25 protein-coding genes and 2 pseudogenes are annotated in these 26,378 nt (G+C 61.1%); 9 read left to right on the top strand and 18 right to left on the bottom strand.

All coding sequences use genetic code 11. The features are described 5' to 3' along the window. The first annotated feature begins 1,151 nt into the window (after positions 1 to 1,151). From ACX12D_RS34525 to ACX12D_RS34515, 3 genes are all read left to right on the top strand, one after another. Positions 1,152 to 1,631 (top strand): helix-turn-helix transcriptional regulator, encoded by a 480-nt coding sequence (locus tag ACX12D_RS34525; RefSeq protein WP_459377147.1) that lies wholly within the window; start codon positions 1,152 to 1,154, stop codon positions 1,629 to 1,631. Next, positions 1,631 to 2,863 (top strand): type II toxin-antitoxin system HipA family toxin, encoded by a 1,233-nt coding sequence (locus tag ACX12D_RS34520; RefSeq protein ID WP_459377146.1) that lies wholly within the window; start codon positions 1,631 to 1,633, stop codon positions 2,861 to 2,863. Before ACX12D_RS34525 ends, ACX12D_RS34520 begins: the two co-directional genes overlap by 1 nt. 509 nt (positions 2,864 to 3,372) lie before the next feature. After that, entirely contained in the window at positions 3,373 to 4,011 is a 639-nt protein-coding gene (locus ACX12D_RS34515; protein ID WP_459377145.1) for a hypothetical protein, read from the top strand. A 342-nt stretch (positions 4,012 to 4,353) separates the two neighbouring features. Here the strand turns inward: ACX12D_RS34515 and ACX12D_RS34510 are convergent, their stop codons facing one another. From ACX12D_RS34510 to ACX12D_RS34490, 5 genes are all read right to left on the bottom strand, one after another. Beyond that, positions 4,354 to 5,211 (bottom strand): PGN_0703 family putative restriction endonuclease, encoded by an 858-nt coding sequence (locus ACX12D_RS34510; protein ID WP_459377144.1) that lies wholly within the window; start codon positions 5,209 to 5,211, stop codon positions 4,354 to 4,356. 370 nt (positions 5,212 to 5,581) lie between these two features. Continuing rightward, positions 5,582 to 6,700 carry a WD40 repeat domain-containing protein gene (locus ACX12D_RS34505; protein WP_459377143.1) on the bottom strand — a complete coding sequence of 373 codons (1,119 nt, stop codon included), beginning with the start codon at positions 6,698 to 6,700 and terminating at the stop codon, positions 5,582 to 5,584. A 253-nt stretch (positions 6,701 to 6,953) separates the two neighbouring features. After that, positions 6,954 to 8,018 carry an ABC transporter substrate-binding protein gene (locus tag ACX12D_RS34500; RefSeq protein ID WP_459377142.1) on the bottom strand — a complete coding sequence of 355 codons (1,065 nt, stop codon included), beginning with the start codon at positions 8,016 to 8,018 and terminating at the stop codon, positions 6,954 to 6,956. Beyond that, entirely contained in the window at positions 8,015 to 8,782 is a 768-nt protein-coding gene (locus ACX12D_RS34495; RefSeq protein ID WP_459377141.1) for an ABC transporter permease, read from the bottom strand. Before ACX12D_RS34495 ends, ACX12D_RS34500 begins: the two co-directional genes overlap by 4 nt. A gap of 26 nt (positions 8,783 to 8,808) precedes the next feature. Then, a complete protein-coding gene (locus ACX12D_RS34490) occupies positions 8,809 to 9,579 on the bottom strand; it encodes an ABC transporter ATP-binding protein (RefSeq protein ID WP_459377139.1) in 771 nt (256 codons plus the stop codon). 456 nt (positions 9,580 to 10,035) lie between these two features. Between ACX12D_RS34490 and ACX12D_RS34485 the strand changes: the two genes are divergently transcribed. Further along, positions 10,036 to 11,241 carry a tetratricopeptide repeat protein gene (locus ACX12D_RS34485; RefSeq protein WP_459377138.1) on the top strand — a complete coding sequence of 402 codons (1,206 nt, stop codon included), beginning with the start codon at positions 10,036 to 10,038 and terminating at the stop codon, positions 11,239 to 11,241. Between the two features lie 137 nt (positions 11,242 to 11,378). Here ACX12D_RS34485 and ACX12D_RS34480 read toward each other — a convergent pair whose 3' ends face one another. After that, complete coding sequence (locus ACX12D_RS34480; protein WP_441633068.1) at positions 11,379 to 11,555, bottom strand: hypothetical protein; 177 nt, start codon at positions 11,553 to 11,555, stop codon at positions 11,379 to 11,381. Positions 11,556 to 12,262: 707 nt separating this feature from the next. Between ACX12D_RS34480 and ACX12D_RS34475 the strand changes: the two genes are divergently transcribed. Both ACX12D_RS34475 and ACX12D_RS34470 read left to right on the top strand, forming a co-directional pair. Further along, positions 12,263 to 12,775 carry a lipocalin-like domain-containing protein gene (locus ACX12D_RS34475; RefSeq protein WP_459377137.1) on the top strand — a complete coding sequence of 171 codons (513 nt, stop codon included), beginning with the start codon at positions 12,263 to 12,265 and terminating at the stop codon, positions 12,773 to 12,775. 398 nt (positions 12,776 to 13,173) lie between these two features. Next, positions 13,174 to 13,617 (top strand): annotated as a pseudogene (locus ACX12D_RS34470) (NAD(P)/FAD-dependent oxidoreductase); the annotation flags it as partial. Positions 13,618 to 13,842: 225 nt separating this feature from the next. Here the strand turns inward: ACX12D_RS34470 and ACX12D_RS34465 are convergent. The 5 genes from ACX12D_RS34465 to ACX12D_RS34445 all read right to left on the bottom strand — a co-directional run bounded on the left by ACX12D_RS34465 (position 13,843) and on the right by ACX12D_RS34445 (position 17,925). Then, entirely contained in the window at positions 13,843 to 14,160 is a 318-nt protein-coding gene (locus ACX12D_RS34465; protein WP_459377136.1) for a Rieske (2Fe-2S) protein, read from the bottom strand. Positions 14,161 to 14,173: 13 nt separating this feature from the next. Further along, entirely contained in the window at positions 14,174 to 15,001 is an 828-nt protein-coding gene (locus ACX12D_RS34460; protein WP_459377135.1) for an SDR family NAD(P)-dependent oxidoreductase, read from the bottom strand. A gap of 32 nt (positions 15,002 to 15,033) precedes the next feature. After that, positions 15,034 to 16,308, bottom strand: coding sequence for an MFS transporter (locus ACX12D_RS34455; protein ID WP_459377134.1), 1,275 nt, complete (start codon positions 16,306 to 16,308; stop codon positions 15,034 to 15,036). A 112-nt stretch (positions 16,309 to 16,420) separates the two neighbouring features. Continuing rightward, a complete protein-coding gene (locus tag ACX12D_RS34450; protein WP_459377133.1) occupies positions 16,421 to 17,476 on the bottom strand; it encodes a beta-keto acid cleavage family enzyme in 1,056 nt (351 codons plus the stop codon). Positions 17,477 to 17,517: 41 nt separating this feature from the next. Then, positions 17,518 to 17,925: a carboxymuconolactone decarboxylase family protein gene (locus ACX12D_RS34445; RefSeq protein ID WP_459377132.1), complete on the bottom strand. Its 408-nt coding sequence runs from the start codon at positions 17,923 to 17,925 to the stop codon at positions 17,518 to 17,520. Positions 17,926 to 18,069: 144 nt separating this feature from the next. Here ACX12D_RS34445 and ACX12D_RS34440 point away from each other — a divergent pair, with 144 nt between their 5' ends. After that, on the top strand, positions 18,070 to 19,089 hold the full coding sequence (locus ACX12D_RS34440) for an AraC family transcriptional regulator (RefSeq protein WP_459377131.1): 1,020 nt from the start codon (positions 18,070 to 18,072) through the stop codon (positions 19,087 to 19,089). Between the two features lie 52 nt (positions 19,090 to 19,141). On the opposite strand, the gene ACX12D_RS34435 is transcribed toward ACX12D_RS34440, so the two are convergent. From ACX12D_RS34435 to ACX12D_RS34405, 7 genes and pseudogenes are all read right to left on the bottom strand, one after another. Then, a complete protein-coding gene (locus ACX12D_RS34435; RefSeq protein WP_459377130.1) occupies positions 19,142 to 19,294 on the bottom strand; it encodes a hypothetical protein in 153 nt (50 codons plus the stop codon). A gap of 366 nt (positions 19,295 to 19,660) precedes the next feature. Further along, positions 19,661 to 20,459 (bottom strand): annotated as a pseudogene (locus ACX12D_RS34430) (aldolase/citrate lyase family protein). 39 nt (positions 20,460 to 20,498) lie between these two features. Further along, positions 20,499 to 21,305 carry a 2-oxo-hept-4-ene-1,7-dioate hydratase gene (gene hpaH / locus ACX12D_RS34425; RefSeq protein ID WP_459377129.1) on the bottom strand — a complete coding sequence of 269 codons (807 nt, stop codon included), beginning with the start codon at positions 21,303 to 21,305 and terminating at the stop codon, positions 20,499 to 20,501. 2 nt (positions 21,306 to 21,307) lie between these two features. Continuing rightward, positions 21,308 to 22,186 (bottom strand): fumarylacetoacetate hydrolase family protein, encoded by an 879-nt coding sequence (locus tag ACX12D_RS34420; protein WP_459377128.1) that lies wholly within the window; start codon positions 22,184 to 22,186, stop codon positions 21,308 to 21,310. After that, positions 22,183 to 23,070 carry an amidohydrolase family protein gene (locus ACX12D_RS34415; RefSeq protein ID WP_459377127.1) on the bottom strand — a complete coding sequence of 296 codons (888 nt, stop codon included), beginning with the start codon at positions 23,068 to 23,070 and terminating at the stop codon, positions 22,183 to 22,185. The genes ACX12D_RS34420 and ACX12D_RS34415 overlap by 4 nt, the downstream gene beginning before the upstream one ends. Before the next feature lie 83 nt (positions 23,071 to 23,153). Further along, positions 23,154 to 23,609, bottom strand: a complete 456-nt coding sequence (locus tag ACX12D_RS34410; protein WP_459377126.1) for a RidA family protein — start codon at positions 23,607 to 23,609, stop codon at positions 23,154 to 23,156. Then, complete coding sequence (locus ACX12D_RS34405; protein ID WP_459377125.1) at positions 23,567 to 24,550, bottom strand: Bug family tripartite tricarboxylate transporter substrate binding protein; 984 nt, start codon at positions 24,548 to 24,550, stop codon at positions 23,567 to 23,569. Before ACX12D_RS34405 ends, ACX12D_RS34410 begins: the two co-directional genes overlap by 43 nt. Positions 24,551 to 24,756: 206 nt before the next feature. Here ACX12D_RS34405 and ACX12D_RS34400 point away from each other — a divergent pair, with 206 nt between their 5' ends. Further along, positions 24,757 to 25,386, top strand: coding sequence for a flavin reductase family protein (locus tag ACX12D_RS34400; RefSeq protein ID WP_441633047.1), 630 nt, complete (start codon positions 24,757 to 24,759; stop codon positions 25,384 to 25,386). A gap of 41 nt (positions 25,387 to 25,427) precedes the next feature. Continuing rightward, on the top strand, positions 25,428 to 26,243 hold the full coding sequence (locus ACX12D_RS34395; RefSeq protein WP_459377403.1) for an IclR family transcriptional regulator: 816 nt from the start codon (positions 25,428 to 25,430) through the stop codon (positions 26,241 to 26,243). Positions 26,244 to 26,378 lie beyond the last annotated feature (135 nt).

The raw sequence follows: 26,378 nt of genomic DNA, 5'->3' as shown, positions 1-26,378 counted from the left end.
GCCTCCAGTGACTACGACGAATGATCGTGGGGGGAATCGACATGCGCAAGACACGACTTCGCAGTTTTTTCAGAACGCTACGAACGTAGTCATGCATTGCTCGCCACGAAACGGCCCCACGCGGCGATACACTTCTCTGCGAGTTCAAAGACGTCCAGCTGTCGTAAGAATTGACAGAGCTCCTCGGTCAACTGCGAATGACGCCGGCCGAGTGACAAAGCCGGCATCCAGGCAGCGACCGCTAGCTAGCAGCAAGCGACCGTCCGCAACTGGTGTGCGCCGTGCAAAGGCGGCGCTTTTCCAGTGGGTGAAAGCCCCACCCGGCAACCGCTCCAGCCGGAAGCAACCGGAGCAGCTATGGAGGTAACGAAGTGGCTGAATCCTTCAGGTAAGCGTGTCACGAATTGGTGACAGCGCAAGTGTGCAGGCCGTAACGCGCGTGAACGCCGAGCAAATCTCGAAAAGGACGATGCGCAGGCCGACCCGGCAGCCATTTCGGGGAAGGCTGATACGACTGGATGGATGAGCGAGGCAGTACCGCCAGTCGCTGCGCCGGGGTAGTGGCGACAACATGCACACAAGGAAAGCGCACGCAACACGGGAAGCCCCACGGCGTGGCCAGGGATGGCCAACCGGACGCCCGCGAGGGACAGGCCGGGCGCGGTGAGGTGGAGGAGAGGCCCGAAGTACCGGGGAACGGTCAAGCCGATTGCCAGCAGATGAGCTCGAACATGGCCCGGTGCTGGACGATCGAGCGTGCGGCGAAGGGCCTCCGGTTGCTCTCCAGGGGCAAGGGGCTTGCACGTGGCCTCGCGAAATTCCCGATGTCGCCCAGACACCGCAGGCGCCTGGCTTTACCCAATGGCGATAGTCGCCATGCGTGAGCCCGAGTCGTAGATGCGTTGGGGTTTGGGGCAACGACCTCGTGGGGAGAGTGTCGGCGTGTCAGGGTGCAGCGCTAACCACATCCGCTCGATCATTGGTGTGGTCGGGGACACGATTGACATGAGATATAACATAGCAAATTTGGTGTCTTATAAAGATTAAGATACCAAATTTGATTGGTAATTCTGTTTTCTTGCGAAATGATCCACAATCATCCATATCTGGTGACTTAGCTCATGTAAGATCTCATATTTGGGAGATTACGGATGACTGCGATCTTGACGAAGCGATCTGGTGCACAGGTGGCCATGCCGCGGCCAGTCGAGCGGGCTTTACGGACGCTAGGACAGGATCTTTCGGCGGCGCGTCGCACGCGCCACATGACGCAGGAGGATCTGGCGGAGCGCATCGGGACGTCGGTGAACACCATCGGGCGCATGGAGGACGGTCATCCGGGCACAGCGCTACACACCTTTCTGCGCGCGCTGTACATTCTGGGGCGCTTAGACGCGGTGCTTAAGGTGCTAGCACCGGAACAGGATGCGCTGGGCCTGGAACTGGCGCGAGAGCAACTACCGAAGCGCGTTCACGGGCGTCGAAAACCGAGTGTTGCGGTGAGTACTGCCGCCTACCGCAAGCGGGCCGGCGAGGGCTTGCCCGTCCCCGAGGCTTCCGAAACGAAGCGGGATGACCGCACTCCGAACCGTGACCGGCCAACCGACTCGGACGACTTTGAGGGCTTCTGATGGCAGGCAAACAAGCAAAACGGCAGGAGCTGGAAGTTCATCTCGGTGCCGGCGGTCAGGTAGTGGGCCGCCTGCTCTTCAGCAGCGGTAAGCGCAGCGCGTTTCGCTACGACGAGCAATGGCTCCAAAGCGATCGCTACTTTGCCGTTTCCCCGGATCTGCAGTCGGTGCTCACCGTGCAGCACCCGGTGGGGGTGTATTTCCGTTCGCTGGAGGACACCGGCCCGGACTCCTGGGGAGAGCGCGTGATCCGCCGCGCGCACGCTAAGATGCGCGAGAACAAGAGGGATGTGCCCCCCCTGGATCCAGTTGATTATCTGACGTGGGTCGACGATGAGGCGCGCATCGGCGCGCTACGCCTCTTCGATCCCGAGCAACGGATCTATCTGCGTACCGCTGGCGTCCATCGGCGCGTTCCGCCCTTGGTGGAACTCAGCAAGGTGTTGCACGCGGCACAGGCTCTGGAGGATGGCACAGAGAGCGCCGAGGATCTCCGGTATCTAATTGGGCGCGGCACGTCGCTGGGCGGCGCACGTCCCAAGTCGACCGTGCTGGATACTGACGGTTGGCTGGCCTTGGGTAAGTTTCCCAGCCAGGCGGACAAGCGCGACGTGGTCCGCGGGGAAGTGCTGGCCATGCACCTCGCCGCCAAGGCGGGCATTCGCGTTGCCGACGCCCGGGTAGCGATGATCAATGACACGGCAGTGGCGGTGATCCGGCGCTTTGACCGCACCACCGATGGGGCGCGCATCCCTTACATGTCCGCAGCCACCATGCTGCTGGTCGACGGCCGCGAGGAAGAGCACGCCTACACCGAACTGGTGGACGTACTTCTGAAAGAGGGCTCGAGGGCGATCGCCGATATCCAAGAGTTGTGGCGCCGGCTGGTCTTCAACTTTCTCATCTGCAACACGGACGACCACCTGCGCAATACCGGGCTGCTCTACGACGCACGCGGCAAGGGTTGGCGTTTGGCGCCGGCGTTCGACCTTAACCCAATGCCGGGCGACCGTCGCGAGAGCAAGACGTGGCTCACTGAGGACTCCGGCCTCATCGACAGCAAGCTGATCCTCATGGACGGCGCCCAGTATTTCCGGCTCACCCGGCAGGACGCCGCCACGATCTGGGCCCAGGTGGAAGCGGCGGTGAGCGCCTGGCGTAATGTGGGCTCGCAACTGGGCATGAGCAGCAGCGCACTGGTTGACTTTGCCCCTGCCATGGAGCTCCGCTAGCGGCGCCGCTGCCATCTTGCACTTGGGCCCAGTAGCCGTGCCGAAGGGGACCTTGTTCAGTAGCGGCAACTCGCCAATAGCATATGTCAAGAGGACGCAGCGCTTGTCTCCTGGATTACCGCTCGCGCATGCGCGTCGAGCATCATTCGCCTTTGGCGGTGGTCAGACTGTCCACGCTGGCGCGACAGCAAGCCCATGATGGGATCATTGGCTCGCCGGCTTGCGGCGCGGTGAATTCTATAGCGTGCTATGCACTCGTGCTGCCGGGGTGAAATGAACGAGCATGAGTATGGCGAAGACGACAAAATGCAGGCGGGCCAATGCGCCGGGCAAACGACTCATAGTCGCGAGCTAGTCGAATGGTCCTCGAATGACGGAGCAGCTTTCCACTTGGTCGAGTTCCCCGGTGGCACGGCGCCTGGCAGAGCGCTATCCCAAAGTACAAGTTGACCCCGTTCCCATCTGGGGATAGGACGGTAAGGACTCCAAATTTTCCAGACAGACAACGAATGAAACATAATTGGACCGCTGCATCGGAGATAAAAAAAGCGGGTGCACTAGCCTTGGCTCTTGCGACGACCGGATGTGCGTCGGGCTTGTACCAGGATGCAACAGGCCCCGATACGGCGAAGCTCCGCATCAAGATGGAGCCCCCCGTGGTCTCCAACCTTTTAGTGGCGTCGGTGGACGTCGAAAAATGTCAACAAGCAGGTCTCTTCGCTTGGGTCGCAGGCGGCCGGGACGATCTTTACGAGAAACGTGTGGGCATGTTCGATCCCCTCCCGCCAGGGGAGGAAGGCTCCCTTGAATTCGTAATTCCGGCTGGCAAGCCAGTGGCCGCACGACAGATAATTCATAACGCGAAAGCGAGCTTCGCTGAGATACTGTTCATTCTTAATCCTGTGATCAGCCAGCAAATCCGCGACAGGCAGCCGGGAAAGTGCCCTGCGCCGGTCCTGATTCCCAAAGCGGGCGAACAGTACGAGATTGCGTACACCGTCCGACCCGAATTCTGCTCTACCCGAATCTTTCAGCTAACGCAGACACAGGACGGCGTGGCACGGACCGACATCACGAGCGCTGCACACCTCGAGGTCATCGACATATCTGTTGGCGAGATTGCATGCGTCAAGGCTACCCCACAATGACACTGCGACACTGCTGCGTCGTCAATGACGGCACCTGATAGCGCGGATATCCGTTCCAAGCGCTCCTAGAACTTAGCACTTCCCGAACACTTTGGCTGTACGCCCTACAGCCTTTGAATTGGAAAATTCGGGAGGCCGCTCCGGGTCGGCAAAAGACAGTGAGCAACTCGCGAGGAGCCGTCCAGCGAATTCGCGCTTTGCGCCGGGGCAGTCTCGTCATTTCCCGTTCTGATGGGGGCGAGGACGTAATTCTCGTTAGAGAGCACCACCGGGCTGTGCTGGGCCAGCCCAGCACAGGAGCGCCAAGGAGGTGCGGCGCACAGGCTCGGGGCTTCGGATTCCTTAACTGCGCATGGGGAAATAGCGCTCACCCAGATAGGTTAGGCGTCCGTCTTCGCCCTTTCCCGCGGCGCGCAACCGTTCGAAGACGGTCTGGTAACTGAGCGCCTCGAAACATAGCTCTTCCCCAACTCGATCGGCGAATCGAAAGACTTCATCGCGGTGTTCCTGTCCCTCGGCATTGGGCCAGTCGTAGTAGATGTAGCGCAGGTGCCAACGATCGCCATGATTCCTGGCTAGAGCGAGGGCGTGCTTGAGTAGCTGAGCCGCTCCGCAACGTCTGAAGGCGATCCGCCCCTCGTGCATGTCTGCGGCCAGCGCCTGGGCGCGGAGCAGCCCAACCTCTTCCCAGCGGCGGCGCCCCCCCTCGAAGTAAGCGGGGCGGAATGCGTCTCCCGGACCAACGTCTTTGGGGCTAAGCCATTCGGTGAACTTGCTCTCCACACCGACTACCTGGTCACCTGGCATGGAGAAGAGCACATCCAAATTGGCGCAGCGTTCCAGTCCAGTCGGCATTTGGGCTTCGAAGGCGATCGAGCCTGGCTCCCCCCGGAGGCCCATCGCGTGCCCGAGATCAACGAGGTCGCCTTCAGGCCAATTGTCGAACAAATTAACCGCAAGCGCTGCTGATGAGCGCAAAGCCCGAATCTTGGCTGGGATCAGTTTTCCGCTTCGACTCCTGCGATCTGACAACTCCCCGCCACCTCCTGCCCGGAAGGCGGCCAGCGCGGGAGCTGACAGGGGCCTCCACAGGTTCAACTCGAGGCTGCGCACGTAGTCAGTGTAGCCATCGTCAAGCTCGACACCATTTGCCGCAGCCCACTCACGCTGGGCCTCGCGAATCGCTTTCAGTCCACTCATCCGTCGTCCCCGCTTCGCCTAGCATTGTACAAACAGTATCCTTGCCGGCCGTCGCCAAGAAAATCGGCTATGCGGATGAGGGCGGGCGGCCAAATTCGGTCGTCCGGCGAGTGGCGGCCGACAGAACCGGACCTGAACGGCCAACCGGAAGCAGGCGGATGTCGCATCCCGGCTGCGGAATCAACCGGCCGAAGCGACCGTTCACCAGGTTCCAAAGGTGAGCGGTGGAATGTCCGCTTCCCAGTTCCACGAATGGGCACTTTCTAACGAATGGGTACTTTCTATCCACAGGAGTCGCTGGCTAGCCAGGTTGTCTACTTAGGCTGAGTTCTCGACCTAAATCCACCATGAGGAGTTGTCGATGGGGCGCTCAGCGTGTCAAGGAGATTTCCTTTCCTGTCCGGGGATCAAGCAAAATGACCCGGATAATTCCACTCGTTGCCAGTCGCTGATTGTCGGGGCTGAACGTAATCGATGAGAGTGCTCCGCTATACCGGCTGATGAGGCTTCCGCTCTCGGTGTCGTAGATCTCTAGGTGATAGCTCGCTGAAAACTCGTGAGAGAAGCGGATCATGGCGAGCAATTTCCCATCTGGCGAGAATGCAAGCGGGCAGTTGAAAGCCGGCCATGCCGCCTGCGCGAAACCCGTCACGGGGACTCCGCTCGGCGCGCCCGTCAATTGGATCGCGCGCGCCATTCCGATTACCGAGACAATAGAGACCAGTGCCTCCGCCGATTTCCTGCCCGCCGTAGGCTTTTGGGGATCAACGACCAACTTCTGTACGGCAAAATCGTCGGTTGTCAGCAAGCGAACCTCATAACCGCCAGCCCCAGCAGCGAGTCGCGTGCCATCAGGAGAAAAGGCGATCGACAAGACCGGCCCCGAGAAATCTTTGATGACTGCAGCGATCTTCCGGCTTGGCAATTCCCAGATCGTGACTTTTCGATTGATGTCTCCAGCCGCTAATAATTTGCCGTCAGCGGAAATGGCCACCGACATCGTTCCAGAATGCGCGTCGGTGAACATCGCTTGCAGCGATCCCGTAGCCACGTCCCACAGCTTGACGGAGGTTTCCGGGCCGGCTGTCACCAAGCTCTTTCCATCCGGGGAAAAGGCAAGCGTCATGGAACCATCCGAGTCCTTGAGTCGTGCAATGCTTTGCCATGTCGAGGCGTCCCAGATCAATACACCGTTTTCGAAACCGGCAGTTGCAAACACTTTTCCTTCCGGCGAGAAGGCGACCGACGCGGCACTCGTGTGAAGACTCCAGGGTTCGCCGCTCTTATGCTTCGTGATCGGTTCCAGCGTCTTCGCATCCTCGATCACGATTTCCTGATCGCGAACCACTACGATGGCCTTGCCATCGGGTGCCCATGCAAGCGCACGTGCATACCCCCCAAGGAACTGACCCGGGTGGTCGGCGGTGGAAGCGCAGCCTGTCACCAGCGTCGACAGAAGGAGAAGGGCAAAGAGAGGAAGGCGAGTCATTTATTTACGCTCCAACCTTACTACGGGGAGCGGCTGTGCGCCATCACTCGCCGACCGCTCCCTTGCTCGGCGCAGTTGTATCAGCGCGACTTATGGCGGCGTAGCCATCAGTCTCATGCACTTCCCGGCGCGCTTTGCGCGCTCAGGGCGGATTGCTCCCCGCATACGTTTCCAAACCACTCGGCGATGACTGCCACGCTGATTAAATCAGCCTTTCCCTTAGGTCGAGGGCCGAACGGCGTCGTCATCGGGCTCACTGTGCCTTATAGGCCCTCGCTTTGGCAATGACCTCATCCCAACTGAAGTTGTTGATCTCATCGATGAGTTCATTCGTGATGAGCTCGTTCACCGGGACCTTCTCCTTGGTCACGCCCCATTTCTGCATGAAGTCGGTATATGCCGAGTAGCTCATCTCGGAACTCTCACCCCATTTCGAGACGCCGGATTTCTTGAGGTCCCAGTTCGGGATACGCGCTTCAAGCGTCTTCACCCCTTCACGAATCGCTGTCGATTCGTCGATACCGGTGGGCTTGGTCTCGGGAAAAATCTCCCATAGAATGCGGATCGCCGCCTCCGGATTTGCAATGGTGAATACGGTACCCTTGGCGTAGCCTTGAGCGAGCGCCACTGCCTGCTTATGGTTGGTGCGTAAGGTCTCTTCGAGAGCAAGGAATCCATTTGATGGAAACCGTTCGATTTCCTTGGCGGAAAGAAGCCGAAGCTTGACTCCGGCATTCTCGACCATCGCATACTGGGTGTCGAACTGGCTTAAGGCGTCAACCTGACCTGTCCGAAGAAGTGCTGCCGTTTGCGCCCCTTCGCCGGCGACGACGAGGCGGATGTCGCGATCTGGATCTAGCCCGGCGTTGGCAGCCAGCGCCCGCGCGATGATGACGCCGGCCGAGCCCATCGAGGTTACGCCGATGGTCTTGTCCTTCAAGTCAGTGATTTTCGTGATTGCGCTACCGTGAGGCACGGCAAGACCGTAGATGTTTCCCTGGTATGCCGTGTAGAAGATCTTCGCCTTCACTCCTTGCTGGCGGATGATGGCGAGCGGCTCGACTGAAGGATTTGAGTAAGGAAGTTCCTTAGTCGCGACAAGCTTGACGCAGTCGGTCGAACCCGCGAGCGGCATCAACTCGACCTTAATTCCGTCACGCGCGTACCACCCCATCTTCATGGCAACGGCGAAGGGAGCCGCGGCGGTGCTGAGCGTGCGCGCGCACCAGCCTACTCGCACGACGGTCTGAGCAGCGGCGTCAAATCCGACAAGGCTTAACATATACAAGATTGCAGTAAACAAGTAACGGCGCTTCATCGAAGTTCTCCATGGGTCGGTACATCGGGCACCGTCTTCTGTGACGTGTCCCAGAAAAGCAGCCGCTTCCGGATGACGACAATGATGGTATGGAGTAGCAACCCCAACAGGGACAGAAGGATGAGAACCGAAAACTGCCCGGCTACGTCCATCGTGAATGTCATACTCATGATGAGGACACCGAGCCCTTTCTGCGCACCGACGAACTCCGCAACAATTGCGCCGATGAGCGACAGCATCATAGCAATCTCGAAGCCCGCGAAAATGAATGGCATTGCGCTAGGGATGCGCAGCATCCGGAAGATCTGCATTTCCGAGGCGTCGAGCGAGCGCATGAGGGAAACACGATCTTCGTCGGCAGACCGGAGGCCAACAATGGTGTTGACCATGAGCGGAAAGAAGGCAGTCAGGGCGGCTTGGGCGACCTTCGAGCTGAGTCCCAGGCCAAACCAGATAATGATGAGCGGAGCCAATGCCACCTTTGGCATTGCCTGGAACATGACAATGAAAGGGTAGAGAAAGTACTCGCCGCGCTGGCTCAGGGCAATGAGCGTGCCAAGAACTAGCGCCACGATGGACCCAGCCACGAAGCCGAGGATCGCCTCGATGAGGGTGATCCACAGGTGGCGAATGTAGAGCATCGATGCAATGCCATGGTACAGCGCAAGGAAAACCTTGGACGGCGCAGGCAGAATATAGGCTGGCATCTGGGAGAGGCGAACAGCACCCTCCCAGGCCGCGAGCACAGCGAGGACAAGGAGCAAGCGCAGTAGTGATTTGGGCGGGTGCCTCATCCTGTCAAGCCACCGTTGGTTTTGAAATGGTCTCGAATTCGTTTCACATGTCGGCCAAAATCAGGCGTAGTCATGACATCAAGGCTGCGCGGCCGGGCGAGTTCCACGACAACGTCATCGACGATATGGCCAGGGCGCGGCGTCATTACCAGCACGCGGTCTGCAAGGAAGATGGCCTCGGGGATGGAGTGCGTGATAAAAAGTACGGTCTCTTTCCGCTCGAGCCAGATGCGCTGCAACTGCAGGTTCATCTGCTCTCGCGTCATCGCATCCAGCGCGCCGAATGGCTCATCCATAAACAGGATAGCGGGGTCATGGATGAGCGCTCGTACGATGGCCGCGCGCTGCTGCATGCCGCCAGATAGTTCCCGCGGATAGCGTTCTTCGAAGCCTTGGAGGCCTACTTGGGAGAGCAACTCCATCGCGCGCGGCTTGATCTTGTCACGGCCCAGGCGCTGCACGTCCACAGGAAGCATGATGTTGTCGAGAACCGTACGCCAGGGAAACAAAACTGGTGATTGAAAGACGACACCAATGTCCCGGCGCGGCCCGACAATCGGAGTGTCGCAGAGTCGCGCCTGGCCCTGTGAGGGCGAAATTAGCCCGGACAAGATTTTGAGAAGCGTGGATTTCCCGCAACCGGAGGGGCCGACGATGGCAACGAATTGCCCCTTTTCGATCGTAAAGCAAATATCCTGCAATGCGAACACTGGACTGGCTCGCGTCCCATAGACCTTCCCGAGGCTATTCGCAACAATGAGTTCCATGACAGTACGCGGTGCCAACAGCCACGCTGTTCAGGTCTCCCCCAAGCCCCATTGGGCCGGGTTACCTATGCGTCACTTTAAATCACTGGTTTGCCATGCCCGGGCGCCGGCCCACCGTTTTTTAATCCAGCGGTGGGAATTGGCCACTTTACCGCTGCACTTGATGGATTCTAGGCGATAGATAGGGGCCTGATAGAGCAACCTGTTAGCCGGTGTCAGAAGAATCATGTAGCACGCCGGCAGCTTGCTAGACGTTCCATACCCCAAATGGGGCCGGTCCAAATCCGCGGCAAGCTTGGTCGGGCACCTCATCCCCCAGCGCGCCGGTGTGCAACTGGGTGCTCTCGCCGGCGCAACAGGTTCGCTGCTGTCAGACATCCCAACGCCTTGGGTTGGACTACGCTAAAAGCGCATCGGAGCGTTTCGCATCAGCAATTTGCAACTCAAGGAGCCAATATGATTGATGCGCGTACCGGTAGAACTCTTACTACTGACCGTCCAGAAGCTGTAGAACGGTATCAGCTCGCTGTTGATCGCATCCTCGGTTCTGAGGCGGGCGCCGCGGAAGCCCTCGATCAGGCTTTGGCGCTGGACGGCAATCTCGCCCTGGCCCTGGCTGCGCGCCATATGCTTGCTAAAGATTCGAAGGCTGCGGACGCCGATCTCTTCAAAGAGCGTGCGCTACTGGCAGCACGAGCTGCGCTGCCCTGGGAGCGTGCGCATATCTCCGCGCTCTTTGGCCTGCTTGAAGACCCTTACACCAACCTTGCAGCTACTGAGGCCTACATCGCTGCCAATCCCAGTGACCTGCTAGTCATCTCGCAACTTTGCGGTTATCTGATCTTCTATGGCGGTGCGCGCAAGCTTGAGCGCGTTCTCAATATCGTGGAATCGGTCGATCCCAGTTTGCGTGATGATTGGGCTTGGCTCGCACGCCTGGGGTTCGCAGCCAGTGAGGCCGGTGATCAGAACCGTGGTCGTGCACTTGTCGAACGCGCACTGCAGCAGCGCCCACAGGCTCTCTACGTTATCCATAGCTATGCGCATGTGCTACACGACCAGGGTGAACCTGGAGAGTCATTGGAATTGCTGGGTATCTGGCTAAATGAGCACCGCTCGTCAGCGGAGGGCGGCGCTATGTATGGTCATGTGCAGTGGCACCTGGCACTGGCAGAGTGGCAGTTGGGGTTAACCGAGCAGGCATGGCAGCGCTATGAGCGTTACTGTGCGCCAGAGACCACTCGCTGTGGTCCGGTGTTGACTCTGGCCGATTGCGGCGGTTTTTTGTTGCGTGAATACCTGCGCACAGGAGCTACGCGTCCGATTTCAGCCGCGGTTTCCGCCCTGTCCGAGCGCTTCAACTCTATGCTGTCGCATCCGTTTATAGCGCTGCATCTTGCTGGAATTCAGGCATCGGCGGGCGATATTGCTGCGCTTGAGCAAAGCAAGGCGGTTATCACGGCCAAGGAACCCAGCGACCAGACGCGGCTCTCGCTCAGGCTGGTTGACGCTGTCAGTCAGTTTGCTAGAGGGCAGTACGCTGAGGCAGCCGATACATTGAAACTGATATCTGCAGATCAACGCGTTGGCGTCGGTGGAAGTCGTGTTGAGCGCATACTAATCGATTTGCTTGAAACAAGAGCAGTTGAGCTCGCCGCCTAGCGGATCCGCTTCGGCGGACATCAAGTCGGCAGGGTAGAGCTGGAGGAACGACCGCGTTTCATCCGCCCTTGCGCCGGACAGCCAATTCACGTCAAGCCACCTTCTAAAGCCCGACGCCTTACAAGGGTTGCAGGTGCCTACGTGCCGCCGATGCCGACCTTGCCGCGCCCGACCTTTCGATGCGGCACACAGGGGCGCAGCCTCTTCCTGGAGCCAGCCGTCAACGTGACGTGCTCCGCAGGGTAGCGGGTCGTCCTGTGCAGCGCGGCCTGATAGGCGGAATGGCCCGGATCGATGCGTTTGATAGCTGACATGACTGACACCTCCTCAGAGGATTCTAGTCCGAAACGGCACGGCGCTTATGCCGCCCCGTCGCTAGCAGTCCATGGGCGCTGATCTCGGGGCGCTCACCAGTGAGGGGCCCACGACCGCAACATGCCAGACAGGCGCGGCAAACGTCTCCATCAAGGCAATCGAGGACGCGATCAACACGTGGTGCAACCGACAGCCGACCCCGTCAACGGGCGACCGCATAGCCGCTAAACGAGGGGCAATGCCTTACTAAGCAACGGTTTGAGCGATGCGAAAGTCTTTCATGGTCCGGATCGGGCTGAAGTCCTTTTCGAGCATTCATGGCTGTTAGTACATTCGAGCACGAGTACCCGTTTCTGGAAGTTCCGACGGGCCGTTGTGGGGCGGGAAGAGCCGTCCGCTACCGTGGCGGCCAACGGCGGCTTATCGGCCTTTGCGGACGGCCGCGCCTCGGTTCAGCTCGCAATCGAATGACTGCTTTTCAGCTCCATGAGCCAACTGCAGCTCTCGGCCAGCTACGGTCGTAGCCCATTGCGCCCAATAGCGGCCATTGCTTGGTACTTATCGAGTGGCTGCGGTCGTCACGCGGGCGCGCTTGCACCCGTGCTGGTCGTTCGAGCAGGGAGCAATTGACCCTCCATCTTCCCTTGCGTACATTCTCTATTTGTCGTTAGTGGCCGCTTCGCCAACCCTCAATAGGAGGAGTTTCATGAAACACTTCCACATCGTCACCACCGTTCTGCGATTAGTGCTTCCGGGACTCACGCTGCAATCGGGCGTTGCGTTGGGTCAAGTGCCACTGGACCAGCAACTAACCGGCGCATGGACGTATGTCTCGGTCGACACCGTCCGCCCGGATGGCAGCCGCACGCCAATGTACGGACCTAATCCCCACGGTCTTGTGATCTTTGACGGTCATGGCCACTACGCGCTGGTGAACTCGCGCGGCGACTTGCCTAAGTACGTATCCAAGGATCGAATGGAGGGCAGTGCGGAGGAATATCGCGCCGTGGTGCAAGGTTCGATCGCGCACTTTGGCACATACGTAGTAAACGAAGCAGACAAAACTATCACCTTTCGCATAGAGACGAGCACATTCCCGAACTGGAATGGGGTTGAGCAACGCAGGCCGTTTGTCCTCTCGGGAGATGAGCTCAGGTGGACCACTCCTGCAGCCTCCGGAGGCGGCTCGGGAGAGGTCGTGCTAAAGCGAGCCAAATGAATTTGGCGCACACAGGCCGGGTGCTTGCCGCCGCCCCCCCTCGGGATGGCCGACTCCAGCGGAACGGACCCGCTTCGCGATCTGGATCCGTACCTGCAAGCCAAGTGACCGGTCGGGAAAGCTAGGTACCAAGTTGACGTAACCTGGCGTTCGACCGAGCGCCCGGCTAACAACTACTTCCAACGTCCGGTTTCCGTAGGGCTCAATGACGGCAGTGGGTCGGTCGGGAAGAGCCGACCAACGAGCGACTGGGGAATGTGGTGTTACAGACGGCTTCGGCCGCTGGCCGGTTTTTCCCCGCGGACATTCTCCGCCTACACTGACATGAGTATGGCTTCGACGCCTGCGGGGCAGACCATGGTCGCCCGAATTGTGCGACGCATCGTGCGGGAGGTGTGATGGATGATACCGCGGACGTCATCGTGGTCGGGTCCGGAGGGTTGGGGGCGGCCACGGCCTACTATCTCGCCAAACGCGGAGCAGGGCGCATCGCGCTACTGGATCGTCACGATATTGGCTCGCAGACTTCGCCGCGCGCGGCAGGCATGGCGAGCACGCTGCGAAAGAGCGATCTGATGATCGGCCTGATTCGGCAGGCAGCGGCCAAAATCCGTAACTTCACCGAAGACACCGGCCAGCCGCTCGACTGGGTGCACTCAGGTAGCCTCAAGGTGGCGCGTCGGCCGAAGGACGGTGAAGTCCTGGAGGAAGACCTCGTCCGTGGCAAGCGTCACGGCCTGGACGTCGCACTCATTGCGCCCGAGGACGCAAAGAGGCTTAACCCGTTCCTGCAGGTCCGGGACGTCGTGGCGATACTGCGCATCGGTGATGACATGTACTTCAACCAGGCGCAACTGGCGGTAGGGTTCGCCCGCGCGGCCCAAAGCTGTGGGGTCGAACTGCTGCCAATAGCGATGGATGTCCCCCTCCACCCGGCGGGAGACGATCTGCTGGTCGCCGTGGTGGCGCTCCGCATGGGTCAGCAGCGAGGAGATCAACAGCGGCGGCTGCATCATTTGGCCGTTCATGGCTTCCTTTGGATAACTTCGATTCGTTCGCAACCAGGCTCAGCACGCCGCGTTCGGCAGATCGAGCACGTAGCAGCCCTCGCGCTCCAGCACCGGATAGGTCCTCACGCGCACCGCAGCATTGCCCGGCATGGCGCCGGTTCGCACGTCAAAGCGCAGGCCGTGTGCCGGGCACTGGATGATGTGGTCCTCCAGCCGTCCAGTGCACAGCGCCGCACCGGCGTGTGGACATGAATCGCCGATCGCATGGATGTGTCCCTCGATGTTGAACAGGGCGATTTCCAACCCATTCCGGCGCAGCAAGGCGCGCTGGCCTGTTTGTGGGACTTCATGGGATTGCAGGGACAGAAGGGCCATGTACCACTCGCTTTCAAATTACAGCGCCGCCGTTGGGACTGATGACCTGGCCTACGAGGTAATGCTCGTCCGAGGCCAAGTACACCGCCAGTGAGGCGTATTCCGACGGCTCACCGAGCCGCCCGAGCGGCATCACCTGGAACAGGTTTCTTTGCTCGGCTTCGCTGGCGCTTGCGAGATAGGCCTGGAACGGCGGCGTCATCACCCCGCCGCAGGCGATGGCGTTGACGTAGATGTTGGCGCCCGCCACGTCCATGGCGGTGGTCTTGGTCAGGCTGATGACACCAGCCTTGGTGGCCGAATAACCCGGGCTGTGCGTGCTGAGCGCACTCATTCCGGCAATCGAAGCAATGTTGATGATCTTGCCGCTGCGGCGCGGCTCCATCTGGCGCAGTGCGGCGCGGGTGCAATAGAACACGCCGTGCATGTTCACGTCCCACCACTTGAGCCAGTCGTCGTCGGTCAGCGACGACACGATGCCCAGCGACTGGCGCGGCATGGGTGTGGTGAGGTAGGCGTAGAGCTTGTTGCGGCGCTCGGTGTCCTTCTGGGACACGGGGACGATACCGGCGTTGTTGACCAGAATGTCCACCGCGCCAGAGCGGTCGGCGGCCTGCGCGAACATGGCGTCGACGGCAGCCACATCCGACACGTCGCAGCGCAGCGCCAGGCAGGGCACGCCTTCGGCTTCGATCGCTGCGCGGGTGTGCGCGAGCGTTTCCATGTTGATGTCGCTGATGACCAGACGGGCGCCCTCGCGGGCCATAGCCTGCGCGATGGTCCTGCCCAGGCCCTGTCCGGCCCCCGTGACGAGGGCCACTTTGTCTTGCAGTTTTTTCATGAATTCAGTCCGTTCTGTAGTGGGGGGGAAACCTAGGCGCAGGCAGGTACGCCACTCGCCGCGCCGCGCTGCTGCCGGGCGATGACCACCGCTGCCAGCGCAAACAAAATGATCGCTGCAATGCCCAGGATGTCCGATGCCAGCACCACGTGCGAGAGCGGATTGGCAACCCCCTGGGCCTTCATCACATCCACGGCGCGCCCCGCCACGACGTTGCCGATGGACAGGGCAAAGACGTTGACGCTCAGCATGGTGACGGCGCTGACCGTGGAACGCATCTGCGGCGGTGTCAGGTTCACGATGCCGCCGTTGCCCGCCCCGTAGAGGGCCAGCGGCAGGAAGAAGCCTGCGCACATGCCGGTGTAGAACACCCACGAACCCGGCTCGGCAAAGCGGTAAGCAATCATGGGCCCCGCGCACACGGCAATGAACAGCACAACCACGGCGGCGTGCTTGCCAGGCAGCCGCTGCGCCATGCGGTCCCCCAGCACACCGCCAGCCAGTGAGCCCGTCGCGCCAAACACCAGTTGCAGCATGCCGATGCGCGAGGCGATCGCGGCGGCGTCCATGCCGCGCTCGTTCACCAGCCATAGCTGCGTGAACGTCAGGCCGACGAAGAAGAAGTGAAAGAGGGCAAAGCCGGCGATCATCAGCGAAAGCGCAGGGCTACGGCGCAGCAGGCCCAACGTGTCGCGCACCTGCTGCATGAAGGGGGCACCACGCTCGTGCACCGGCAGTTGGCCCCTGTCGTCCTTGAGGCCAGCCAGCAGCACGGCGATGGCGATGCCCACGCCACCCAGGGCGTAAAAGGTGGTGCGCCAGCCATGCACCGAGCCAAAGGTGCCGGCCAGCAGAAAGCTGACGCCGATGCCCAGCGGAATGCCCATGAAGAAGATGCCCATGGCCGTGCCGCGCCGCTCCTGCACGAACAGCTCAGCCAGCAGTGACACCGTGGCCGGCACGAGCGCGGCCTCGCCAATGGCGACGAAGAAGCGCGCCAGCGCCATTTGCTCGAAGCTCTGGGCATGGCCTGAAGCCCAGGTGCACAGGCTCCAGACAAAGACGCCACTGGCCAGGATGCGCGTGCGACTGAAGCGGTCGGCCATGGAACCGAGGAACACGACCGAGCATGCATAGCTCAGCACCCACACTGCCCCGACGAGGAAGCCGTATTGCGCGTTGCTGAGGTGCAGGTCCGCGATGATCTGGGGCGAAAAGCCCAGCAGCATGTTGCGGTCAACCATGGCCAGCACGTGGATGACCAGCAAGCTGGCCAGTACGGCAGAGGGGCTCTTCTTCCAGAACATCTTTGTCTCCTGTTATGCGTGCGTTTGGCCTCTATCTGGCACGGATCCCTATTTGTTAGTTATGTTTTGAATATCATCCATGCCCCTCTCCAAGAAGGAGAGGGGGGCAAGCTCAGGCGGCCGGACGCAGCGGCACGCCGCGTTGCGTGGGCTGGCGGTTGGGCACCATGCCCAGGCGGGCCAGGGTTTCGTCGGCGCTGTTCCAGTAGGTGCCGGTCTGGTAGATGCGGTGCGCGTCCTCGCCAGTGGCCACCTCGCGATTGAGTTCGCGCGCGATGCGCACCATCTTCTCGATCTGCTGCACCGAGGTGGCGCGCTGGCCGTCCGGGCCGAACAACGTGTCTTCGATGCCCACGCGCACATGCAGCCCCAGCGCGATCGCCATGGTGGTCATGGGGACCACGTTGCGGTTGAGCGTCTCGAGGGTTAGCACGGCGCCGTCAGGCGTACGGCGCACGAACTCCAGCATGTCGCCCGGATGCAGGCCCGCGGCCCCGCCACCGATGGCCACGTAGTTCAGGACCAGCGGCCCGCAATAGACGCCGCGCCGGATCAAGCGATCCACCGTGTCCAGCCCCGTCGTGCCGGTGAGCATGAAGTGCGGCTGGATGCCGCTGGCCACCAAGCGACGGATGTGCTCCTCATGCCACGAGGGATTGGAGGGCACGATCATGTCGCGGTAGGTGGCCTGCAACACCGGGTCTTCGAACGAGGTGCCCTTGTAGTCGGCCTGCGTCATCAGCTCCATGACGTTCATCTGGCTGGTGTTGATGGCCACCGTTACCTGGTCGGGGCGCGGGGTCAGCTCGGCCAGCATGTGGCGCGTGTCGTCGCTGAGCCACTTGGCGGCGGCGCCTTCGGCTTCGGGCGCGAAGGAGATGGAGCCACCCACTTGCAGCACCATCTTGGGCACGGCTTCGCGCAGGCGGGCCAGCATCTCGTTAAACATGGACAGGCGCTTGCTGCCCTTGCCGTCGGCCTCGCGCACATGGACATGGAGCACGGTGGCGCCCGCGTTGTAGCAATCGACCGCCTTCTGGACCTGCTCTTCCATGGTCACCGGAATGTCGTCCGAATCGCCGGGCACCCATTGCGGCCCGTAGGGGGCGACCTGGATGACCAGCTTTTCCTGGTTCTCGGGCAGGAGGGAATCGTCTAGAAAATGCATCTCTGTCTCTCTTGATTGAAGGTGTGTGACGCGAATCTTGGTCAGGCGGCCGCGCGCTCAGCCGACGCCTGTTGCTGTTGAAGTGCCGCGAGTTCTTCCAGCAGGATTGGCGCGCCCAGACTGCTGGTGTGGATGCCGAGCACGCTGACGGCCTGCAGCACCGCGGCGATCTCTTCCTTCGTGGCGCCCAGTTCGAGCGCCTTGCGAATGTGGCGGCGCGTGCCCGGTGCGTACATATGGGTGCACGATGCATCGACCGCGATGGCGATGAATTCGTAGACCTTGGCATCGAGCACGCCGGAGAGGACCGGGTGCATGCCCATCGCCATGAATTTCTCGATCCATGCCGGATCCAGCTCGGCGATGGCGTCCCAGGCGGAATTCCAGTTCCCGGTTGCCCGCAATTGATCACACAGGGGTGTGGCACTAGGGCGGCTCAGGCTGCTCATGTTCGTTTCCCTCCACGGATTAGGTTGACTTCAGGCGCATGGCGCACGGTGGCGCCCACGTTGAAGAGTATCGGCCATCGGTCAGCGTCGATTTGATTAACTACGACATAAATTTTATAATTTACGACACTCAGGGAAAACGCCATGCCCTACCAGCTACGAAGCGCCAGCCTCACCAATTACGTCGATGTAGCCCGCTCGCTGGGCCTAGAGCCGTTCGCGTTCCTGCGGGCCGCCCGCATCAGCCTGACTGCGTTGGTCGATCCCGATATCCGGATTTCCGCGGCGGCCGTGTCTCGCTTGCTCGACGTGTCAGCGCAGGCGGCAGGCGTGGAGGATTTCGGCCTGCGCATGGCCGAGACGCGGGAACTCGCCAATCTCGGCCCCTTGGCGTTCGTCATGCGGGAGGAGCCGACGCTGCGACGTGCGCTGGAATCCATGGTCCGGTACCTGCGCCTGCAGAACGAGGCCCTTGCCATGCGTATCGACGGGGCGGACGGCCTGGTGACCATCCGGCAGGAAGCACTGGCCGGGCTCCCCGGCTCGCTGAGACAGTCCTCGGAGTTGGTGGTCGGTGTCCTGTATCGCGTGCTCACGCTGTTCCTCGGTCCCAGGTGGAAGCCTCGCAACATCTGTTTCACCCATTCCGCACCAGCCAGTACCGCGACGCACCTGCGCGTCTTCAAGATGCCGGTGCTGTTTAACCAGGAGTTCGACGGCATCATCTGCAACGCGTCCGACCTCGACGCCCCGCTGCCCTCCTACGATCCGGCCATCGCCCGTCAGGTGCGGCAGTATCTCGACGCGATGCTGGCCCGGTCCGAGGACAGCATGGCGGACAAGGTGCGACGGCTGGTCATCGCCTTGTTGCCGTCGGGCGCATGCACGATCGGCCGGGTGGCGGAGCACCTCGGCGTGGATGCGAGGACGGTGCAGCGCCGCCTCGCGAGCCAGGGCGATAGCTACTCCGGGCTGCTGAACGCGATCCGGAAGGATCTCGCCGGGCGATATATCGAGAATCGCGAACGTCCCCTGTCAGAAGTGGCCGTTCTGCTTGGCTTTGGCTCGCTGAGCGCGTTCTCGCAGTGGTTCGCCGGCCAGTTCGGGTGCAGTGTTTCGCGGTGGCGGACCCGGGATGCGAGTGCAGAGCAGGCGGATAGATGACAGAGTCTTGAAGAGGGCCGGCTACTCAGATGGGTCGCCACTCAGCACAATGTCACATATCGGTCAGGTCACCCCCAAACGCCTGGCCATCGTCGACAGTGAGCGTCGACCCCGTGATGTACTCGGCCGAGGGCGAGCACACCAGGAGCGGCGCACCTTCGAGCGCATTGGGCGTGCCGACGCTCTGGCGGGGCAACGCTTCCACGATCCCTGTCCCGGCGCCCCAAAGCGTCCCCGCCACGAAAGGACCGTTCGACCGTGAAAGCAGTCGTTGAGATGGCGGAAAATCTAGTGACCGAGTTGGGTCGAGAGCGGCAGTTCGGCGTTCTTCAAAGCGGACACTCTTGATGAGCTCAGAAGGCCAACTACCCGCCGACGGCTTTGGCCGAGGGAGAAACGGTCGCTGCCCTGGGCTCGGATGACCGCTCGTTGCCGCATACCGGCCGTTCGGCAGGCCGAGGCAGGACGCTTATTTGCTGCATCGGCCCAACACCCCAACTTCTGGCAGACGTGTTTCGCGCTCGTCAGCCGGTTGGGGGTTGCCCCCCCAACCTAAGCGCGAGAAGAGACATCAGTTCACCACTCCGTTGAGGCTGCTCTTGAAGCGTGCGGCTACTGCATCGGCGCCACGCGAGAGAATCATCATATCCACGGCTACGGCGACAAACATTGCGCCGAGCGCCAAGCACTCGTGCGCGCGGTTCTCGTCTACCATCAGAATCCCTGGCGCCTTGCCACAGGCCTTGATGCGCCGGATTGCGCTATCGATTGCGGCGCGCACGGCGGGGTGCGTCGGATTGCCAGGGTAGCCCAGGCTGGCGGCCAGGTCGGCCGGCCCGATGAATACGCCATCCACGCCTTCGATGCTGGCAATCGCTTCCAGGTTCTCCAGGGCTTTCGCCGGTTTCGACCTGCACGAGCAGACACAACTCGTCATTGCACCGCTGCATATAGTCTGTGGTGCGGCCGAAGCGTGTCGCGCGTACCGTAGCGCCGCCCACGCCGCGAACGCCGAAAGGCGGGTATCGCAGTGCGGCTACCGCGGCGATGGCCTCGGCTTCGGTCTGGACATAGGGCAGCAGCAGCGTCTGGGCGCCGATATCCAGGAATCGCTTGATAAGGACCTTGTCATTCCACGCGGGCCGGACCACCGCCGATGTCATGCGATCCGGGTCGGCGGCAACTGCTTGAAGCTGCTGGAGAACCATGGAGACTTCGTTAGGCGCATGTTCGGTGTCGAGCATGATCCAATCGAAGCCGGCGCCTGCCATGATTTCCGCGGTGTAGTGGCTGGCTAGCGCGGACCAGATACCGATCTGCGGCCGGCTCTCGAGCAAGCCTCGCTTGAAACGATTGACAGCGACAGCCATGTCTTTGCTCCTTGTTTCTATTCTCCCGACGTCCGGGGGTCAACCGAAATGGCAGGAGACGGTCCCGAAGTCGCCATAGTCTGCAATCACGGTGTCGCCTTTCGCCACGTCCAACGGGCGAATGAACGAACCGGCCAGAATGACCTCTCCTGCCTGCAGGGTGACACCGTACCGATGCAGCCGATTGGCAAGCCATACCACGCCATAGGCGGGATGGTTAAGTACGCCGGCCGCCAGGCCGGTCTCCTCGACCTCGCCATTCTTGCTGACGATGGCCCCGATGCGGCGAAGGTCGGTATCCACTAATCTGGGACGGAAAGGCCGCCCTCCTAGTACTAGCGCAGCATTGGCGGCGTTGTCCGATATCGTGTCGAGCACGGTGCGTGTGCGTCCGCTATCCGGGTCGATCCGCTGGATTCGTGCATCCAGGACCTCCAGCGCCGGCGTGATATAGCCCGTGGCGTCCAGGACGTCGAACAACGTGCACTCTGGGCCGGATAGTGGCTTGTCGAGAACGAAGGCCAGCTCCGCCTCGATTCGGAGTTGCATGAAGCGATCGGTTGGAATGGTTGTGCCATCGCGATAGAACATATCGTCAAGGAGCACGCCGAAATCTGGCTCGCCGATATTCACTGCCCGCTGCATGGCCTTGGAAGTCAGGCCTATCTTGTGGCCCTTGATGGTACGGCCATTCTCCTGCTTGAGCGCAATCCAGGCGTGCTGGATCGCATAGGCATCGTCAATCCGCATTTCCGGATAGTCAAGCGAGAACTGCCGACACGGAGTGCGTGTCCTCTCGGCCTGCTCCAGGCGCAGCGCGGCTTCCTTCAATTGATCCGGGGTCATGCTTAGGCTTCCTCCGCGCGAACGGTATTTGACAGGATGCCCACACCCTGTACCTCGACCTCCACGACATCACCTGGCGTCAGGAAGCGCGGAGGGTCGAAGCGGATACCTGCACCAATTGGCGTACCGGTGGCGATCACGTCGCCGGGATTGAGCGTGGCGAACTGCGACAGATATGACACCAGGTAGTCGAATGGAAACATCAGATTCGCCGTACTGTCGTCCTGGCGAACCTCGCCGTTGACACGCGTCGTGACTCGAACATCGTTGTAGCTCTCGAACTCGTCTGATGTGACCAGCCAAGGGCCGATTGCCCCGGAGGCGTCGAAATTCTTCCCCTGCGTGACGTTGAATTTTCCGTGATGAAGCCAGTCGCGAATGGTGCCTTCGTTGATGCAGGTCAGCCCTGCGATATGGACGGCGGCCTGCTCCCTCGCAATGCGGCGACCCTGGCGGCCGATAACTATGCCAATCTCACCTTCATAGTCGAGCTGTAGCGACTCGGGCGGACGCAACAATGCCTGACCATGGCCGACAAGGGAGGCGGGCGTACGCATGAACACGCTCGGGTACTTTGGCAGTTGGCTGTTGTCCTTGTATTCCGCATTGCGATGCGCATAGTTCACGCCGATACAGAAGATCTTCTCTGGCACGGCAATCGGAGGGAGAAGCTGCGCGGTGGACAGCGAATGGTCCGCCTCTGCACCAGTCAGGGCCGCGCGGGCACGGGCCAGCGCGGATTCGCCGCCCTCCAGCAAGGCTTTCACAGAGGCGATGTCAGGCAGGCGCCGACCGAGATCGACGATGCCCGAGGGGACGTCGTTGCCGATGGCCACGCCCCAAGAGACGGTTTCGCCGGAGCGATAGGTTACGAGTTTCATGCGTTGAATCCGAAGAAGTTCGCCGGGTTGTCGACCAGGATTTTTTTCAGTACGGACGGGTCGGGCGCAAATCGATAAAGTAGCTCGAGCAACGCACCCTCGTTCGGTGGTTGCTTGACCGAGACCGGATGGGGCCAGTCGCTGCCCCAGACGCAACGGTCCGGCGCAGCATCAATCAGGCGCCGCGCAAGCGGCACCACATCGTCCCACGGCGCACCGGCCAAAGAGATCTTTTCGCTCAGGGACAGCATGACCCAATAGTTTCCGCGCTTGAGCAGCTCCAGCATCTTTGCGAGGCTGGGATCGGCATCGCCTTTGCTTGGATCAGCGCGGCCCATGTGGTCCAGCAGGATCGGCGCGTCAAGCTTCTCGAACGCACTGAGCTGCGCGGCGATGCCACTGGGCTCAGGCTGCAACTTGACATACCAGCCCAACTCTTTGATCCGCGCAAACGCCCGGTCCTGCTCGGCCTGAGTGAGACTGATGCCAAGGCCGGCGCGCGTGAATCGCGCGCCGCGCACACCTGCCTCGTGCAGCTTGGCGAGGTAGGCATCATCGCACTCGGTAAGCACAGCGGCATTGGCACAGGCGAGATAGTTGCGCGGTCCGTCGCCAGCGTTGAGATGCGCGAGCGCATCCAGGACTACGGCGTGATCGGCGCCATAGGTGGTGGCCTGCACGATCACGCCGCGGGTGATCCCAAGTGTGCGATGCAGGCGTTGCGCCACTTCCCAGGTAGCGGTTGGCATCTCATAGGCTGCGCCGGGCCGCACCGGAAACCGGTCGCGCGGTCCAAACACGTGGAACTGACTGTCACAACTGAACGTTGGCGGCAGCGGTACCGGGGCGCGCGGATTAGGGTCGAACGGCAAGTATTCTGGCATGGTGGCTGACCCGGAACGACCGGGATTCCTTGGCTAGTGGAAGTAGGAAGGCGAAAGGCTTGGCGCCGCGAACGGCTGGCGGCTCACGCGATATAGGCGGTGAAGTCGCACTCCACCAGCTTGCCCATGTCGAGGTCTGCCTGCATGGTATGGCGCGCTGGTCGCGATCCGGGATCAGGGAACATGTCGAGCCACGGCGTGTTGAGGGCGGGCCGCTGGCTACGATCCTTCATCCAGACCGTGATCTTGACGATGTCGTCCGTCGTTCCACCGGCGGCCTCAACAATGCGTTTCACATTGGCCAGCATGTAGATGCACTGTGCTTCAATCGTGGACGCTGGCTTCCCGGTTGCAGGATCGTTGCCCTGGATGCTGCCGCTCATTAGCAGAGGGCCGATGCGACAGCCCGCCGGAATGGGGTTCTTGTGGCTGAAACCTTCGACGTAGACGCTAGTGCGACTGGGCGGAGCACTCCGCTCGCGCGCTGCGGCCACGCTCACTCGGCCGTGATGTTGGCCTGCTTGATCAGCGGTGTCCATCGGTTGTCCTCCTTGGTCAGGAATTGAGTGAATTGCTCAGGCGTACTGCCCCGCGCTTCAGCGCCAAGGGTCTGAAATTTCGCCTGTACAGACTTGTCGGCAAGAACTCTCTGCAGTGCCTCGGAAAGACGCCGCACAATCTCCTTCGGCGTGCCCGCAGGCGCGAGAACGCCGGTGAAGGTTTCGGCGGTGAGGTCCGGGAAGCCGGACTCCTGCAATGTGGGCACATTGGGCAATTGTGGCAGGCGTTTGGCCGAACCGACTGCCAGGGCACGCGTGCGGCCTTGCTGAATGAAGGGCAACGCAACAGACAGTTGATCGAAGTTGAACTGAACCTGACCGCCGAGCAAGTCGGTGGTGGCAGGGGCGTTACCTTTGTAGTGAACAGTGACCCAGTGCGCGCCTGTCTTGATCTGCAGATACTCACTCACTAAGTGGTTCTGCGTACCGGGGCCGGGCGAAGCCATGGTGAGCGTGTTGCCAGGCTTTTTCGCTGACTCGATGAGATCGGCCACCGTCTTGAATTGCGTGGAGGCATTGACCTGCAGCACGATCGGCGTGAATGACACCGAACTGATTGGCTCGAAGTCCTTTCTCCAGTTGTAGCTGTCCTTCTTGAAGATGATCGGCGAGAACAGGATGGGCCCATTGGCGCCCATGAATAGCGTGTACCCGTCAGACTTCGCCCTTGCCACCGCCTCTGCACCAATCATCCCGCCGGCGCCCGGCTTGTTATCGACCAGAAAGGGCTGTTTGAATATCGTTTGCAATTGCTCGCCGATGATGCGCGCAGCGGAGTCGACGTTGCCGCCCGGTGGGTAGGGCACCACCAGGCGCACCGGCTTATCGGGCCACGTCTGCGCCAATACCGGGGATGTCATAGACATTAGGGCCGCTGCAAGTACAGCGCTGCTGGCACCCAAAGTACAGTTCCATTTCATAGCGAAAGTCTCCTTGCGTCGTCTCATGCGCTGGCAGCGAAAGCATCCGGCGGGCGACACAGTCACTCTACAAACCGGCGTCCATATGTTGCAACGCAATATGCGCGTTATGTTCCATAATGTGGACTCATCGGCAAAAGGCAGGCGGCCGGTAGTCTCGGACCCGTGCACAATTTTCTTCATCGCAACTCATTCCTTCTCATGCCATGCAGATCTTCGCTGACAGCCTTTCGCCTGAAGCCACATATCGCCTCCTTAGCGGCGTAGTGGTGCCTCGCCCAATCGCTTGGATCACGACGCTCTCGCCCGAAGGGGTGGTGAATCTCGCGCCGTTTTCCTGCTTTACCTTCGTGTCGAACAAGCCTGCGCTGATTGGCGTGAACATCGGGCGCAAGGCCGGCGTGCGGAAGGACACGGGCAGCAACATCCATGAACTCGGCGAGTTCGTGATCAATATTGGCGATGCCTCGCATCTGGAAGCCATCCACCTCAGCAGCATCGAGCACCCGCCGCAAGTGAGCGAAGTGGAGGAACTCGGCCTGGCGACGCTGCCATCAACCAAGATTCGCACGCCGCGGCTGGCAGATGTCCCGGTCAGTATGGAATGCAAGCTGGAACGCGTGATCGCGTTCGGAGACACCGGCGCGGAATTCATCGTTGGGGAGGTGCTGACCTACCATCTTCGCGACGGCTTGTATCGCGACGGCAAGGTGGACACACGGGAACTCAATCCCGTCTGCCGCATTGGCGGGCCCAATTACGCCAGTCTGGGCGAGATCTTCACGCTGCGCGGGGTGGCGCAGACGGCAAAATCCGTGCTGAAGCCAGGCGCGTGAAAAAGGCCGCGAACTATACCAGCGGGGGGACGCCGGCCCCGATGTCCGAGGACGCTGCCGCCCTGGCGGACCAAGGCCGCAAGGGTGCGGACGGCGCCCAGAGCATCCGCCGCGCGCTGGCCGTCCTGCGGATCGTCGCGACGGGGCAAGAGCGCGGGGTAAGACTGGTCGACGTGGTGAGGAGCACGGGGTTGAGCCGCCCGACCGTACATCGCATCCTCCGCGTTCTGGTCGAGGAAGGTGCGGTCGAGCAAGATGCTGGCACCCGCCGGTACCTGATCGGCAACGAAGTGACGCTGCTGGGTCTCGCACGGGCGGCGCGCTTTCCGCTTCGCGCCGTTGCCGAACCTTACATGCAATACTTGAGCGAGACATTGGGTGATACGACATTCCTGACCGTTGCCAACGGAGACGACTCGGTTTGCATCGGACGCTGGCCAGGCAGCTACCCCGTCAAGGTGCTGTCTATTGACGTCGGTGCGCGCCGGCCGCTAGGCGTCGGCGTGAGTGGATTGGTGCTGCTCGCCGCTTTGCCGGACGATGAGCTCGAGCGGATAGTCCGGCGCAATGCACAGCGTCTCGCATCGCTACGGATCGATACAAAAGAACTGGTGTCGCGTGCGCACGAGGTCCGCCGGCGAGGCTATGCCTACGCACCGGTTGGCGTAGTCCCAGGGTCGCGTGCGGTGGCTGTGCCCGTCTACGATGCAGCAGGCACAGTTGTAGCAGGGATGGCGCTTGCCACCATCACGGACCGTCTGCCAGATTCCCGCCTGACTTCGATCATCAAGGAGATGGAGAGGCAGGCAGAGCTGATACGGAAGCGAATTGTTGAGATGCAACGCTCGAGAGAGTGAGCGGCAACCCCGCCATGCGGTTTAGTCCACTGGCCGGGTACAGTCGCTGGCCACGTTTGAACTGGGCCGCTGTCGAGCCTTAGGAACCCATCTGACTGTTGATAGAGGCTCGGATTTGTCCGGCGGGGGAATGGT

Source organism: Cupriavidus sp. PET2-C1, from assembly GCF_054515855.1.
This window is presented reverse-complemented; position numbering and strand designations above follow the sequence as displayed.

Bases quoted from the DNA above. Each gene is read 5' to 3' on its own strand.
- ACX12D_RS34525 (WP_459377147.1), top strand. From the start codon at position 1,152: ATGACTGCGATCTTGACGAAGCGATCTGGTGCACAGGTGGCCATGCCG.
- ACX12D_RS34520 (WP_459377146.1), top strand. From the start codon at position 1,631: ATGGCAGGCAAACAAGCAAAACGGCAGGAGCTGGAAGTTCATCTCGGT.
- ACX12D_RS34515 (WP_459377145.1), top strand. From the start codon at position 3,373: ATGAAACATAATTGGACCGCTGCATCGGAGATAAAAAAAGCGGGTGCA.
- ACX12D_RS34510 (WP_459377144.1), bottom strand. From the start codon at position 5,211: ATGAGTGGACTGAAAGCGATTCGCGAGGCCCAGCGTGAGTGGGCTGCG.
- ACX12D_RS34505 (WP_459377143.1), bottom strand. From the start codon at position 6,700: ATGACTCGCCTTCCTCTCTTTGCCCTTCTCCTTCTGTCGACGCTGGTG.
- ACX12D_RS34500 (WP_459377142.1), bottom strand. From the start codon at position 8,018: ATGAAGCGCCGTTACTTGTTTACTGCAATCTTGTATATGTTAAGCCTT.
- ACX12D_RS34490 (WP_459377139.1), bottom strand. From the start codon at position 9,579: ATGGAACTCATTGTTGCGAATAGCCTCGGGAAGGTCTATGGGACGCGA.
- ACX12D_RS34485 (WP_459377138.1), top strand. From the start codon at position 10,036: ATGATTGATGCGCGTACCGGTAGAACTCTTACTACTGACCGTCCAGAA.
- ACX12D_RS34480 (WP_441633068.1), bottom strand. From the start codon at position 11,555: ATGTCAGCTATCAAACGCATCGATCCGGGCCATTCCGCCTATCAGGCC.
- ACX12D_RS34475 (WP_459377137.1), top strand. From the start codon at position 12,263: ATGAAACACTTCCACATCGTCACCACCGTTCTGCGATTAGTGCTTCCG.
- ACX12D_RS34465 (WP_459377136.1), bottom strand. From the start codon at position 14,160: ATGGCCCTTCTGTCCCTGCAATCCCATGAAGTCCCACAAACAGGCCAG.
- ACX12D_RS34460 (WP_459377135.1), bottom strand. From the start codon at position 15,001: ATGAAAAAACTGCAAGACAAAGTGGCCCTCGTCACGGGGGCCGGACAG.
- ACX12D_RS34455 (WP_459377134.1), bottom strand. From the start codon at position 16,308: ATGTTCTGGAAGAAGAGCCCCTCTGCCGTACTGGCCAGCTTGCTGGTC.
- ACX12D_RS34450 (WP_459377133.1), bottom strand. From the start codon at position 17,476: ATGCATTTTCTAGACGATTCCCTCCTGCCCGAGAACCAGGAAAAGCTG.
- ACX12D_RS34445 (WP_459377132.1), bottom strand. From the start codon at position 17,925: ATGAGCAGCCTGAGCCGCCCTAGTGCCACACCCCTGTGTGATCAATTG.
- ACX12D_RS34440 (WP_459377131.1), top strand. From the start codon at position 18,070: ATGCCCTACCAGCTACGAAGCGCCAGCCTCACCAATTACGTCGATGTA.
- hpaH (WP_459377129.1), bottom strand. From the start codon at position 21,305: ATGACCCCGGATCAATTGAAGGAAGCCGCGCTGCGCCTGGAGCAGGCC.
- ACX12D_RS34420 (WP_459377128.1), bottom strand. From the start codon at position 22,186: ATGAAACTCGTAACCTATCGCTCCGGCGAAACCGTCTCTTGGGGCGTG.
- ACX12D_RS34415 (WP_459377127.1), bottom strand. From the start codon at position 23,070: ATGCCAGAATACTTGCCGTTCGACCCTAATCCGCGCGCCCCGGTACCG.
- ACX12D_RS34410 (WP_459377126.1), bottom strand. From the start codon at position 23,609: ATGGACACCGCTGATCAAGCAGGCCAACATCACGGCCGAGTGAGCGTG.
- ACX12D_RS34405 (WP_459377125.1), bottom strand. From the start codon at position 24,550: ATGAAATGGAACTGTACTTTGGGTGCCAGCAGCGCTGTACTTGCAGCG.
- ACX12D_RS34400 (WP_441633047.1), top strand. From the start codon at position 24,757: ATGCAGATCTTCGCTGACAGCCTTTCGCCTGAAGCCACATATCGCCTC.
- ACX12D_RS34395 (WP_459377403.1), top strand. From the start codon at position 25,428: ATGTCCGAGGACGCTGCCGCCCTGGCGGACCAAGGCCGCAAGGGTGCG.